This window comes from Streptomyces sp. R-74717 (genome assembly GCF_047305335.1).
Taxonomy (GTDB): Bacteria; Actinomycetota; Actinomycetes; order Streptomycetales; family Streptomycetaceae; genus Streptomyces; species Streptomyces atratus.
The window spans coordinates 8,400,092-8,412,478 of sequence record NZ_CP102361.1; the positions used below are offsets into that span (position 1 = coordinate 8,400,092).

General features: G+C 69.9%; 10 protein-coding genes and 1 pseudogene. 5 read left to right on the forward strand and 6 right to left on the reverse strand.

Going from position 1 to position 12,387, the window contains the following annotated elements:
• Positions 1–554: 554 nt before the first annotated feature.
• From NRF20_RS38550 to NRF20_RS38560, 3 genes are all read left to right on the forward strand, one after another.
• Positions 555–1,238, forward strand: coding sequence for an FkbM family methyltransferase (locus NRF20_RS38550; protein ID WP_398633275.1), 684 nt, complete (start codon positions 555–557; stop codon positions 1,236–1,238).
• Between the two features lie 16 nt (positions 1,239–1,254).
• Positions 1,255–2,409: a glycosyltransferase family 4 protein gene (locus NRF20_RS38555; RefSeq protein WP_398633276.1), complete on the forward strand. Its 1,155-nt coding sequence runs from the start codon at positions 1,255–1,257 to the stop codon at positions 2,407–2,409.
• A gap of 525 nt (positions 2,410–2,934) precedes the next feature.
• Positions 2,935–3,741 carry a thioesterase II family protein gene (locus NRF20_RS38560; protein WP_413754074.1) on the forward strand — a complete coding sequence of 269 codons (807 nt, stop codon included), beginning with the start codon at positions 2,935–2,937 and terminating at the stop codon, positions 3,739–3,741.
• A gap of 222 nt (positions 3,742–3,963) precedes the next feature.
• Here the strand turns inward: NRF20_RS38560 and NRF20_RS38565 are convergent, their stop codons facing one another.
• The 3 genes from NRF20_RS38565 to NRF20_RS38575 form a co-directional block, all read right to left on the reverse strand.
• A complete protein-coding gene (locus tag NRF20_RS38565) occupies positions 3,964–5,151 on the reverse strand; it encodes an amidohydrolase (RefSeq protein ID WP_413754075.1) in 1,188 nt (395 codons plus the stop codon).
• Positions 5,152–5,240: 89 nt separating this feature from the next.
• On the reverse strand, positions 5,241–5,894 hold the full coding sequence (locus NRF20_RS38570) for a GntR family transcriptional regulator (RefSeq protein WP_413754076.1): 654 nt from the start codon (positions 5,892–5,894) through the stop codon (positions 5,241–5,243).
• Positions 5,895–6,546: 652 nt separating this feature from the next.
• Complete coding sequence (locus NRF20_RS38575; protein ID WP_266363991.1) at positions 6,547–6,951, reverse strand: DUF5997 family protein; 405 nt, start codon at positions 6,949–6,951, stop codon at positions 6,547–6,549.
• Positions 6,952–7,009: 58 nt separating this feature from the next.
• On the opposite strand from NRF20_RS38575, the gene NRF20_RS38580 reads away from it, so the two are divergent.
• On the forward strand, positions 7,010–7,771 hold the full coding sequence (locus tag NRF20_RS38580) for a LysR family substrate-binding domain-containing protein (protein WP_398633280.1): 762 nt from the start codon (positions 7,010–7,012) through the stop codon (positions 7,769–7,771).
• Between the two features lie 29 nt (positions 7,772–7,800).
• Positions 7,801–8,572: pseudogene (locus NRF20_RS38585) on the forward strand (FG-GAP repeat protein); the annotation flags it as partial.
• 437 nt (positions 8,573–9,009) lie between these two features.
• Here NRF20_RS38585 and NRF20_RS38590 read toward each other — a convergent pair.
• The 3 genes from NRF20_RS38590 to NRF20_RS38600 all read right to left on the reverse strand — a co-directional run bounded on the left by NRF20_RS38590 (position 9,010) and on the right by NRF20_RS38600 (position 12,341).
• Positions 9,010–10,338, reverse strand: coding sequence for a geranylgeranyl reductase family protein (locus NRF20_RS38590; protein ID WP_398633283.1), 1,329 nt, complete (start codon positions 10,336–10,338; stop codon positions 9,010–9,012).
• Between the two features lie 231 nt (positions 10,339–10,569).
• On the reverse strand, positions 10,570–11,205 hold the full coding sequence (locus NRF20_RS38595; protein WP_266365812.1) for a response regulator: 636 nt from the start codon (positions 11,203–11,205) through the stop codon (positions 10,570–10,572).
• The gene (locus NRF20_RS38600) at positions 11,205–12,341 is read right to left on the reverse strand and encodes a sensor histidine kinase (protein WP_398633284.1); all 1,137 of its coding nucleotides are present in this window, start codon (positions 12,339–12,341) and stop codon (positions 11,205–11,207) included. Before NRF20_RS38600 ends, NRF20_RS38595 begins: the two co-directional genes overlap by 1 nt.
• Positions 12,342–12,387 lie beyond the last annotated feature (46 nt).

The following is a 12,387-nucleotide window of genomic DNA, read 5'->3' on the forward strand; positions in this document are numbered from 1 at the left end:
CCTGCGGTACGCCTGTGCCGCGCCTCCACCATGGCACCGTTCCCTCATGCTGATCACGGCAGGCCCGCGCCCACATGGAGAACGGCGCGAGCCAAGTTCCCGCCCTACCCCGTTGCCAACCATCTGGTTCTGGTCAACGGGTGGAATCGGCACTCCCTTTTGGCCGGTCTTTGTCTCACCCGAAGACTTCGCACCCCGCCCATTGTTCGTGGACAGGGTGCGAAGCCATGATCTGCGTTCTTTCATGAGGGTTTCAGCGGTTGTGGGACCAACCCTGAGATGTACATCTCAGGTCTGACGTGCCGGCCAATCTGCTTCCGGAGAAGGATGGGATCACCCCGCATCTGATGATGCGATGGAATGCCGATCGAGTGTGGCGTCGCTCCGGCAGCAGGATCCGTACGCCCAAGCAGGCTGAAAGGCTTTTGATGAACGGCAGGTTGACGCGTCGGCCGGATGCCTCGGTTCTCCGGTCCGGCGGTCGCCCGCACCTGGGGCTGCGTGTGTCATCCGTCGCGCTCGCGCTTCGCTGGGCGTCCTCGCGGTGGCCCTTCGTGGAAGAAGAAGTGGCGGGCCTGCGGCCGCTGGTGCGGCCGGGCGCTGTCTGCCTCGACATCGGGGCCGAGTACGGCCTCTACACCTGGTGCCTGTCCGCGCTGGCCGGACCGTCGGGGAAGGTGCACAGCGTCGAACCGCTGCCCGGCCCCGCGAAATGGCTGAGGGTCACGGCAGCCGCCCTCGGCTGCGACAACGTCACCGTTCACCGCATGGCTCTCGGCGCGCGGGCACATGAAGGAACGATGAGCCTGCCCCGGCGCCGTCTGCTGCCCGTCCACGGACGCGCCTATCTCACCGAGGGCGCCTCGGGACCCGGACCCAACGTCGAATTCCCCACCTCCCACCCCGTGACCACACCGGTGCGGACGGTGGACGGTCTGTGCAACCACATGGGCCTCGATCGCGTCGACTTCATCAAGGCCGACGTCGAAGGGGCGGAGGCAGCCGTGCTGTCGGGGGCCCGGCGCACGCTGCTGCGCCACCGGCCCGCGCTCCTGCTCGAGATCGAGGACCGTCACCTCGAGAAGTACGACACGAAGTCGGGCGACCTCGTCAGCCGGCTCGGCGAGCTCGGCTACGACATGTACCGCTGGCGGAACCGGGGTTGGAAGCGTGTTGCCGACGTGACCGATGACTGCCGCAACTACCTCTTCTCGGCCCGCTCGACCGCATCCAGCTGAAGGATCCAACACACCCATGGGCTCCACCCTTGTCATCACCAATGACTTCCCGCCGCGCCAGGGAGGCATAGAGACCTTCGTGCACGCCATGGCCACGCGCATACCGGACGACGACGTGGTCGTGTACACCTCGCGCGAGCCGGGCGACACCGCGTACGACGCGGCCCTTCCGTTCCCTGTCGTACGGGACTCCAGCGGCATGCTGCTGCCGACCGGGCGGGTCACCCGGAGGGCCGTCGAGATAGCCAGGGCCCACGGCTGCGACCGGGTCTGGTTCGGGGCTGCTGCGCCCCTGGCCCTCATGGCGCCGGCCCTGCGCCGCAGTGGGATCCAGCGCATGGTGGCGACCACCCATGGCCATGAGATCTGGTGGGCCAGGACCCCGGGTCCGCGTCAGATGATGCGCCGTATCGGCGACGGCGTGGACGTCGTCACCTATCTCGGTCAGTACACGCGCGCCCGGATCGGGCCGTCCCTGGGCCCGCGTGCGCGCATGAGCCGGTTGGTGCCGGGGGTCGACTCGGAGGTGTACCGGCCCGACGCCGAAGCCGGATTCGACCTGCGTACGGAGCTCGGCCTGCACGGCAAGCGCGTGATCCTGTGTGTGGCCCGCCTGGTCCCGCGCAAGGGCCAGGACATGCTGATCCGGGCCCTGCCGCTGATCCGGCGGGAGGTGCCCGACACGGTGCTCGTCGTGGTCGGCCGGGGGCCGGACGAGGCACGGCTGCGCAAGCTGGCGCACCGGCACGCCGAGGGCTCGGTCCGTTTTGTGGGCGGAAAGTCGCACACCGAGACTCCGCCGTACTACGCGGCGGCGGATGTCTTCGCCATGCCGTGCCGTACCAGGAAGGCCGGTCTGGAGGCGGAAGGGCTCGGCATCGTGTTCCTGGAGGCGGCGGCGACCGGACTGCCGGTGGTCGTCGGCGACTCGGGCGGCGCCCCGGACACGGTGCTCGACGACAGGACCGGCCGGGTCGTGGACGGCACCGACACGGCGGCGATCGCGGGCGCGCTGACCCGGATACTGCTCGACGCGGACCAGGCCGCCGAGATGGGCGCCGCCGGCCGTAAGTGGGCTCAGGAGTCCTGGTCCTGGGACGCATCGGCCCGTCATCTGACGCAACTGCTGAACCCCGAGGCCATCCCGGCGGTCATGCCGGGGCAGGAGTAGGGGCGCCGCGGCATACGACGCGCAGGGCCCGGGCTTCCCGCCCCGGGTGGGACGCCCGGGCCCTGCGCCGCTTGGGCTGCTCCTCGTGCGCACGGCGCAGGCCGATGCACACCGTCCTCCTGAGTACCCGGGAGCGCCGCGGCGACGTGGGCATGCTCAAGCCGATCGGGATGACGCCGCGCCAAGTCGTGGTGATGACAGTGATGTCCGTGGCAGGTCTCGGAGGGGCCGCTCCTTCCCCAGGCTCTCGGCTGCGCTCGAGCAGGAGAGACCCCATCCGCCTCCCTCCTCACCCCGCTCCCTGATCCGGCCTGATCCAAACGGAAGACCCCAGCCGATGTCGCCACGGAAGTCGGCTCCGATGTCCGAGGGCAATGCGACAATCGCCCTGCGACGTCATGTGGCGCGCTGTGCGACAAGGATTGCCACGATGGGAGTGCAGTTGCTGGAGTCAGTCGAGCCGCGCCGGGCACAGCAGGTCCTGACCGTCCCCGGCCCCCGGGCCGCCACGGGAAGGGCCGGCGCATGACACATACCGCCGTGTTCCGTGGATCCGCCGTCTGCCCGAGCCCGGTCGCCGACCCGTCCCTGCGCCTCTTCCTCTTCCACCACGCCGGTGGCTCGCATCTGCTCTACCGGAACTGGGTACCGGAGTTCCCGCCGGACTGGGAGCTGTGTCTGCTCAACGCCCCTGGGCGTGCGCACCGGCGCGATCAGCCCGCCGTCGACCGCGTCGAAGATCTGGTCGACCACTTCCATCAGGAGTTGCTGCCGCTGTTCGACCGGCCGTTCGCCTTCTTCGGGCACAGCATGGGCGGCCTGGCCGCGTACGAACTGACCCTGAGGCTCGCCGCGCAGGGCGGGCCGATGCCGGTCTGGCTCGGGCTCTCCGCCTTCGGTCCGCCCAGGGGAGCGGAGTACCGGCGCCGCCCAGGGCGGCACGAGAGCTCCGACGCCGAACTGCGTGACTGGCTGCGATCGCTCGGCGGTACCCCCGCCGAGCTGCTCGACAACGACGATGTGTGGCAGTTGTTCGAGCCCGTGTTCCGCAGCGATTTCAAACTTGTCGACACCTGGGCGCGCGACCCCGCCACCGGTTCACCGCCGCTGCCTTTCACCGTCTTCGGCGGTGAACAGGACCTTGTCGTGGAACCCAGGAGGCTCAAGGCCTGGGCCGACCACTCCCCGCACCTCCAGGGCGTCCACCTCTACCCCGGCGGCCACTTCTATCTGCACGACCACCGTGCTGCCCTGATCCGCACCGTCACCGCGTCGGTGCGCGCGGCCCGCGCCGCCGCCGAACGCATCATCACGGCGCCCGGCGCCTCGTAACTCCCCTCGCCCGTCGGCGGGCGGCGGGCTGCGGACAGTACCCAGGCACGGAAGGCCGAGGCGAGCACTGCGGGCACCCGTGCCCGGGACGGCTGCTTCGCCGGCCGAGTGTCGCACTGCGGGCGCGGCGGCTCGCGGGCGACGGACGGCAGCGCTGCGCACAGAGGGGGCACCGCTACCGGAACGTGTCCGTCGTGGCCGTGCCGCGCTCGCCGACCGGCATCAGACCTGAAGCTCCCCGTCCCGGACAACCACGCGCCCACCCGCGACCACGAGTTGGCGCCGCGGAGAGCGGACGAGGGCGTCCTGGACGTTCTCGGCGTCCACCAGAACGATGTCCGCGCGTGCTCCCGCGACGATGTCGTGGACGCGGCGGTGGACAAAGCCGGCCGCACCGGTGGAGGACAGCTCCACCGCGTACGCGAGCTCCTCATCGGTGCGCAGTCCGTGCAGCCGCGCGAAGCCGAGCGCGATGCGCAGCATGTCGCCGTCACCGTACGGGGACCACAGGTCGCGGATTCCGTCGGTGCCGAGACCGACCGGGATGCCGCGGTCCCGCATCCCTCGCCAGGGAAGCGGCGCGGTACGGGGCGGGGCCACGGTTGCCCACGCGATGCCGGCCTCCTCGCAGCCGTCGAGCAGGTCCTGCTGTCGGCTCACCGAGAGCTCCCCGAGGGCGAAGCCGTGCGAAATCGTCACCCTGTCCCGCAAGCCCGTACGCCGGGTGCGGTCGATGATGAGCTCGAACTGGAACGCGCCGAGCTCCCCTCCGTCGTGCAGATGGATATCAAGACCGACGTCGCGGCGCTGCGCGATGTCGAACAGACCGTCGAGCTGCGCCACGGGATCACGGTCGATCGAAGCCGGGTCGATGCCGCCGATACTGGTCGCCCCCGCGCCGGCTGCCTGATCGAGCAGTTCCAGCACACCGGGACGGCGCATCACACCGTCCTGCGGGAATGCGACGATCTCCACCTCGATCGCGCCATCGAGAGCGTCCACCGCCTCGCGGACGGCCTCGATCCCTCGCAGCCCGACAGCGAGGTCGACATCCACATGGCTGCGCACCGCTGTCGTGCCGTGCCGGAGAAACTCGCCCAGCACCGCGGTGGTCGAGGCCGCATTTGGGATACCGAGTCCGTCACGCATGGCGCGCTCGTGGGCGATGCGCCCCTGAGTCGTGGCCTCTCCGCCATAGGAAACCCACGGCTGGCCCCACCAGCTCTTGTCGACGTGGGCGTGCGCATTGATGAAGCCGGGAAGAGCGAGGAGGCCGCCCCCATCGAGGTGTTCACCGTCATCGCTCGCGGTTCCGGCGGGCACGACGGCCAGGATCTCGGCGCCGGACATCACGATGTCCACGGGTGCCGCACCCCAAGGGCGGACGTTCGCCAGTGTCACTCGGGTCATGAAGAAAATGGTATCCCAAATGAATTCGAGCTGTGATGCGGCTCCCTACCGGCTGTGCCGATCACGGATCGCCCCGAGGCCGCATTCCGTCAGGAACCCTGAGACCGCCTCCGACGCGCAGCGGCCGCGCTACGGCTGCTCGCCAGGTGCTTCACGACCAGTTCTTCCACTCGGTGAACGTCCCGCTCCGCGATCGCGGCGTACAGGGCCTCGTGCTCGTTCGCGACTGCCATGAGATCGTCATGCTGCGCCAGCAGCCATCGCATCCTGCTCCGAAGTGTCCGCTCCAGCTCACTGAGCATCGCGTTGCCGGCCAACGAGGTCACTGCCTGGTGGAAGTCGGCGGCGGCCCGTCGAGCCCGCACGGCATCTCCCGTACGAGCGGCCTCCAGCTCGGCGTCGAGGTCCGAACGAAGCTTTTCGAGGCCCGGCCGAGTACGCCGCTGAGCAGCGAGCCGGAAGGTGAGCAGCTCAAGGGGCGTACGAATCTCGTTGAGATCCGCGATGTCCGTGGACGTGAACTCCCGGACGACCGCCCACGTCCGCGGCCGGGGAGTGACCAGGCCCTCGGTCACGAGCACCTTGAGCGCATCGCGGATGGGCAGTCTGCTCACCCCGAGCTCTGCGGCGAGTTCGCGTTCGACGAGCTTGCTGCCCGGCTGTCGAACACCATCAAGAATGTCGTCCCGCAGCTGTCGAGTGACGCGCTCCGACTCCGGCTCGAAAGCTTCAGACCCTGTCATACCGATCATTCTCCCAAACCCGCTTCCGAACGGGGGAAGCTATCGCCGACGAGGCGACCGTGCCTGAGAAGGCCCTCACCGCCGCGGAGCGCAATGGCCACTGATCGCCCGTCGCCCGGGGCACGGCGGAGGCGGCACGCTCTGTGGGCGCCGCACCTACGGTCAGGGGCGCCACACCGGGCGCCGTCCGGTCCGCGGGGCCGCGGCCATCTGCGCGACACCGAATGAGGACCCAGACGGAGAACGGGATGCCGAGCACCGGTAGCAGCATGCCGAGGAAGGCGGCCGCGAGGCCCGTGGGGATACCGAACCGTACGAAGAAGCCGGCCGTCGGCCGTGGTGGCCCGAACCCCGGGAAGGTGTGCTGCATACCCTCCGAGCGACGCACCGTCCGACGAGTGGTACGAGCGCGGCGTTCAGCGCGAGCGAAGTCAGGAGCGACGCCGTGTCGCCCACGGCGAGGTAGCCGAGACTGCCGACGAAGACCGGCGCAGCCGAACGCGACGGGGCGATGAAGGATGCCGCGCACAGGGTCACGGGCGGCAGCCCTTGTGCCGTCCAGGCCGCGCCGTCCGCCGTCGGCGCGGCACTGTCGAACGAGGCGCGTGCCGACGGTGGGCCGTCACGCCGAGGGACAGCCGAGGGACAAAGGTCAGGAACGCGGACCGGGGGACTGATCGGCGCGCGCCGCGTTCTTCTCCTTGATGCGAACCGCTTCCTTCCGGACCTCGGCCTGGGTGGCGCGTTCCTGCTGGAGCCAGTCGGGGTTGTCCTTCTTCAGCGCCTCGATCTGGTCCGTGGTGAGGGCGTCCGTGATTCCGCCACGGGCGAGACCGGAGATGGAGACGCCCAGCTTTGCCGCGACCACCGGCCGGGGGTGCGGGCCGTTGCGTCGCAGCTCCTGCAGCCACTCGGGCGGATCGGACTGCAGTGTGTTCAGCTCGGTGCGCGAGACGACACCCTCCTGGAACTCGGCGGGGGTGGCCTCGAGGTACACACCCAGCTTCTTTGCCGCGGTTGCGGGCTTCATTGTCTGGGTGGTCTTGTGCGACGTCATGATGCCAAGGGTATCGAGCATGTGCGCTACCTCTGACCAGGGCCGGTAACCTGGCTGAGTGACAAGCTCGGAAGAAACCCCTTCGTTCCGGCTCGCGTACGTCCCGGGGGTGACGCCCACCAAGTGGGTGCGGATCTGGAACGAGCGGCTGCCCGACGTCCCGCTGACCCTCATCGGGGTGTCGGCCGCCGAGGCGTCCGACGTGCTGCGGGGCGGCGGCGCCGACGCGGGTCTCGTGCGGCTGCCCATCGACCGGACGGCCCTCAGCGCGATCCCCCTCTACACCGAGACGACGGTGGTCGTGATCCCGAAGGACCACGTCGTGGCAGCGGTCGACGAGGTCTCCGCCGGGGATCTCGCCGACGACATCGTGCTGCATCCGCTCGACGACACCCTCGAATGGGAGCACCGGCCGGGACGGCCCGCGATCGAGCGGCCCGCCACAACGGCGGACGCGATCGAGCTCGTCGCGGCCGGAGTGGGCCTTCTCGTCGTCCCGCAGTCGCTCGCCCGCCTGCACCACCGCAAGGACCTCACGTACCGGCCGGTGTCGGACGCCCCCGAGTCTCGCGTCGCACTGTCGTGGCTGGAGGACGAGACGACAGACCTGGTGGAGGACTTCATCGGGATCGTCCGGGGGCGGACCGTCAACAGTTCACGGGGCCGCCCCAAGACCCCGGCGCAGCCGAAGGGCAAGCGCCCCGAAGCGGGCGGTGCACGCCGCAAGCCCGCAGCCGGCAAGGCGGCCGGGAAGAGCACGCGAAGCGGTTCCGGTGGCGCCAAGGGCGGCAAACGAGGAAAGCCTCGCCGCCGGTCCTAGGTCTCGTCGTCGAACGGCCCTCTGCCGACAACGGTCTCGCCGACCTCATCGTCTCCGGAGTCACCGTCGGCGACGAGCCGGGTCACGGCTGGTCGTCGTTCTTCTCCGGGCAGGTGCAGGGCCTGGTGTACGAGCGCGATCTGCGGGGCGGCCCCGTCGCGGCATCCGGCGACATCAGCAACGACGGCTACGACGACCTCGTCACCGGCGAACCGCACATCCCCGACAACGGGGGCGAATCGATGACCGGCGGTCTGGTCGGCGTCCACTACGGCAGCCCCGACGGGCCGCTCGGCGTCGACGGTGCGGACAGCCCGCCGCAGTGGTGGACCCAGAACACACCCGGTGTCCCGGGGACGGCCGAGCGCGGTGACGGCTGGGGCACGGACCTCTCCGTCGCGGACACCGACGGCGACGGGTACGCGGACGTGGCCATCGGGGCGTCCGGCGAGGACATCGGCACGGTCGCGGACGCGGGAGCGGTGTGGGTGCTGCGTGGTACAGCCGGCGGGCTGACCGCCACCGGTGCCAAGTCGTGGGACCAGAACTCCGCGCATGTGTCGGGCACCGCGCAGAAGAGCGACCGCTGGGGCGGTCGGGTCAGGTTGACCGACCCGAACAGGGACGGCCGCTTCGGCCTGCTGGCGTCCGCCCCCCGGTGAGAACACCGGCGACGGCGTGGCGTGGGTGCTCTCGGCCGGCTCGGGCGGGGCCACGGCCACCGGCTCGTGGACGTACGGCGGGGGCTCGCTCAGGGCTCCGTCACTGGACGCGGCGTACGGGGCCACGATCGACGAGTAGTTACGGGACACAGCGCTCCGGGGGCAGCCGGCAGGCTTTCCCCGGTGTGCTGTTCGTACCGCTCCTGGGCAGTGAGCAGGAGTGAGTCCTGTCTCACCGGCACGCCCCGAACGGTGTTGGGCACGCTGGTCCTCCGCTTTCGCGTCCTGGGCGGTGACGCATATCCCGTATGCGGTCCGTCCCAGGCGGGCGGAATCCCTACGACCTGGCCATGTGGGTGTGGCCAGAGGCGACGAGGAGGCCCCGAACCACCACTCCGGTGATACGGGGCCCCGACTGCTGACGCCACACCCGGCGTCCCAGATCGCGTCACACACGTCACACACACCCAGTCAGGCGCACCCACAGACCGGAACACCGTTCACTCAATCGTGCCCATGTTCGCCAAAACAAGGTACTGGACCAGCAGTTGTGAACCCCCGGCCGGGACTCGCGGTTCAGCGCCTGCGTCGTACCTTCGGTTCCGGGACGAGACGCACGACGCCGTTGAGCAGATGGTCGATCAGGTCGTGGGAGGGCTTGTCCGTGAGGTTGGTCAGCAGCCGGGCCAGGGTGTTGAGCAGAAATGGCGACCCCATGACGTAACGGTTGAGGACCGGCTGGAAACCCGAACGGCTGAAGACGAGGTCGGCGGCCGTGTTCCCGAGACGGTAGTAGCGCCCCCAGCGGCGGTTCATCTCGACGGGATAGCCGCGCAGCACCTGCTCCCGCCGGGGCCCCCGGGGGAGTGCGAGGGCGAGCGCAGCGGTCTCGGCCGCGACTTCGCCGGCTTCCATGGCCTGGCCGATGCCTTCGCCGTTCCAGGGGCTGATCATGCCTCCGGAGTCGCCGACGAGGAGGAGCCCGCGGGTGTAGAGGGGGTGACGGTTGAAGCCCAGCGGAAGGGCCGCGCTCCGGACAGGGCCCTCCGCGTTCTCCTCGCGCAGTCCCCAGGCGTGCGGGGTGCGCGCCAGCCACTCGTCCAACGTGGCCCGCAGGTCCGCCTTTCCGTGCCGCCGGTGGGGCAGCGCACCGAGACCGACATTGACGCGGCCGTCGCCCATGGGGAAGATCCAGCCGTATCCGGGAAGGTAGTGATCGCTCCCCGGGAAGCGGAGATCGGCCCACAGCTCCAGGTACTCCTCCTGGGAACGCTCCGGACTTCGGTAGTAGCGGCGGGCGGCCGTCGCGATCTGCCTGCTCCTGTCCCGCTGCAGGCCCATGGCGAGAGCGAGGCGGGCGGAGGCGCCGTCGGCGGCGATGACGATCGGCGCGTGGAAGGCCAATGGCTCCTTCGCCGAGGTCGTGGCGGTGACACCGGTGACACGGCCGGCGCGATCGGTCAGAGGCTGGGTCACCTTCACGCCGCTGTGCAGCCGGGCTCCGGCGGCGACGGCGTGCCGGGCCAGGATGTCGTCGAAGTCGTGCCGGCTGCGCGAGAGCCCGAAATCCGGGTAACGCCCGAGCGCGGGCCAGTCGATGTGCACCTGATGGTCCCCGGCCACCCATCGCATCCCCCGTGAACGCGTCCACCCCGGAGCCTTGATGTCGACGCCCATCCTGATGAGCTGGTGCACCGCTCGTGGCGTCAAACCGTCCCCGCACACCTTCTCCCGGGGAAAGTGGGACTTCTCCAGGAGCAGGACATCGACGCCCGCCCTGGCGAGGTGGAAGGCCGCGGCCGAGCCCGCCGGTCCCGCCCCCACCACGATCACCTGAGCTTCCTCGTCCGAGCCGTGGACCGACCGATCGTCCGACGGGGAATGGTCCGGCGTCGTTTCCCGCATGGGGAACCCCTTCCTGTTCCTGGGACAGGCGGTGCCGCACCGAGGACGGCAGCCCTGTGCATCATCATCGATCAAGGAGAGCCGGTGCGGAACCAGGCCCGGATGTCCGGCACCCGCCTGATGCGCCATCGACCACTGCGTGAGGAACTTCGATCACGGAAGCCGTCGTCGTCCGGGCGGGCGACGGGCGCATGGTGCCACCCGAGCCCGTAGGGACCGGCGCACCGGCGCCTACGACTCCAAGTAGCGCAGGACCGCCAGCACTCGTCTGCTGTATCCCGTGGTCCGCGCCAGATCGAGCTTGTCGAAGACGGAGTTGAGGTTCTTCTCGACCGAACTGAGCGAGATGTGCAGCTGCTGGGCGATGGCCGCGTTGGTGCGGCCCTGCGCCAGCTCCTGCAGGACACTGCGCTCGCGGGGCGTCAGCCTGGCCAAGGGGTCGCTGTGCGTGGTCCGGACCACCAACTGCCGTACGACTTCCGCGTCGATGGACGCGCCGCCCGCGTGAATCCGCTCCAGCGAGTCCAGGAACTCGTCGACCTGCGCGACCCGGTCCTTGAGCAGATAGCCGACCCGCTCGGCGTTCGCGGACAGCAGCCGCACCGCGTAATTGCGCTCCACATGCTGGGAGAGCACCAGTACACCGACCAGGGGCCAGCGCTCACGGATCTCCAGCGCGGCCCGCAGCCCCTCATCGGTGTGGGTGGGAGGCATCCGGATGTCGACGACGACGAGGTCCGGCGGGTCCGCCTCGACTGCCCGGACGAGAGCCGTCCCGTCACCCACCGCGGCGAGGACTTCATGTCCCTCCTCGGCGAGCAATCGGACCAGACCCTCCCTCAGCAGGGTCGAGTCCTCGGCAAGCATTACGCGCACAGCAGCTCCGCGATGATGGTGGTGGGGCCCCCGGAAGGGCTGTCGATGTACAGCCGGCCGTCAAGTGCGTCCACCCGGCTGCGCAGCCCGGCCAGTCCACTGCCTGTGGGATCGGCTCCACCGGTGCCGTTGTCCCGGACGCATACGGACACTCCGCTCCCGTCACCCTTGACGCTGACGGAGATGTGGGTCGCGCGGGAGTGCTTGGCCGCGTTGGTCACAGCCTCCGACACCACGAAGTAGGCGGCCGTCTCGACGGGCCGGGGCAATGGCAGCGCCAGGTCGAACTCCATGCGCAGGGGAATGCTGCAGCGCTGGGCCACCCCGCCGAGTGCTTCCTCCAGCCCGAGGTTGTCGAGCGCCGACGGATAGACGCGCCAGGCCACCTCCCGCAGCTCGGTGAGGACCTCCTGGGACTCCTTGTGCGCCTGCTGGAGCAGCAGATCGGCCTGCTCGGGTGTCCGGTTGCGGCGGGCCCGGCCCAGCAGCATGGCGAGTGCGACGAGCCGCTGCTGCACGCCGTCGTGCAGATCACGTTCGATGCGCTTGCGCTCCACGTCGACCGCCCGGAGCACCCCGGCACGGCTGGCGGCCAGTTCTGCGATGCGCCGCTCCAGCAACTCCCGCTCGGACGGGCCGAAGTGTTCTCGTGCAAGCCGTGCGTCGAGGGCGTCCAGTGAGAAGAGCCCCTGGAGGTCGAGGAAGAGGAGGACACCGCCGAGGACCCCTTGGGTCAGCAGTTCCTGCCAGCTCGTGGTGGCGCGTGCGACCCCGGCCGCCAGCAGTCCGGCCAGCACGACCCCGAACCCCAGCAGCGTGACCACGAATCCGGACAGCATCCCCGTGCAGGTGTGGGTGGCGAGGTAGCGAAGGACCTTCCGGTCGGACGCGCGGTGCGTGGGGAACACGTCGCCGAAGAAGACGCTGCGACGGATCCGCTCCAGCTCCGTGAGCCGACGGGCCCCGGCACTCAGCACGGCCAGGGCGCGCCGACGCGTACGGGGCCACAGAATGAACGGGCCCAACAGAGCGCCCGGCACGGCGAAATACAACAGGTCCAGCAGGGCGGTGCAGCAGCCGAGCAGGGCACCCGTGACTCTGCGGGGCCAGGGGGAGGTGCGCGCCACCGAGGTGCCCCCTTCGTCGCGCCTCGGGCCGAGCGGCCCCGGAAGA

Excerpts from the sequence above, each read along its gene's own strand:
- NRF20_RS38555 (WP_398633276.1), top strand. The coding sequence starts at position 1,255 with ATGGGCTCCACCCTTGTCATCACCAATGACTTCCCGCCGCGCCAGGGA.
- NRF20_RS38560 (WP_413754074.1), top strand. The coding sequence starts at position 2,935 with ATGACACATACCGCCGTGTTCCGTGGATCCGCCGTCTGCCCGAGCCCG.
- NRF20_RS38565 (WP_413754075.1), bottom strand. The coding sequence starts at position 5,151 with ATGACCCGAGTGACACTGGCGAACGTCCGCCCTTGGGGTGCGGCACCC.
- NRF20_RS38570 (WP_413754076.1), bottom strand. The coding sequence starts at position 5,894 with ATGACAGGGTCTGAAGCTTTCGAGCCGGAGTCGGAGCGCGTCACTCGA.
- NRF20_RS38575 (WP_266363991.1), bottom strand. The coding sequence starts at position 6,951 with ATGACGTCGCACAAGACCACCCAGACAATGAAGCCCGCAACCGCGGCA.
- NRF20_RS38590 (WP_398633283.1), bottom strand. The coding sequence starts at position 10,338 with ATGCGGGAAACGACGCCGGACCATTCCCCGTCGGACGATCGGTCGGTC.
- NRF20_RS38595 (WP_266365812.1), bottom strand. The coding sequence starts at position 11,205 with ATGCTTGCCGAGGACTCGACCCTGCTGAGGGAGGGTCTGGTCCGATTG.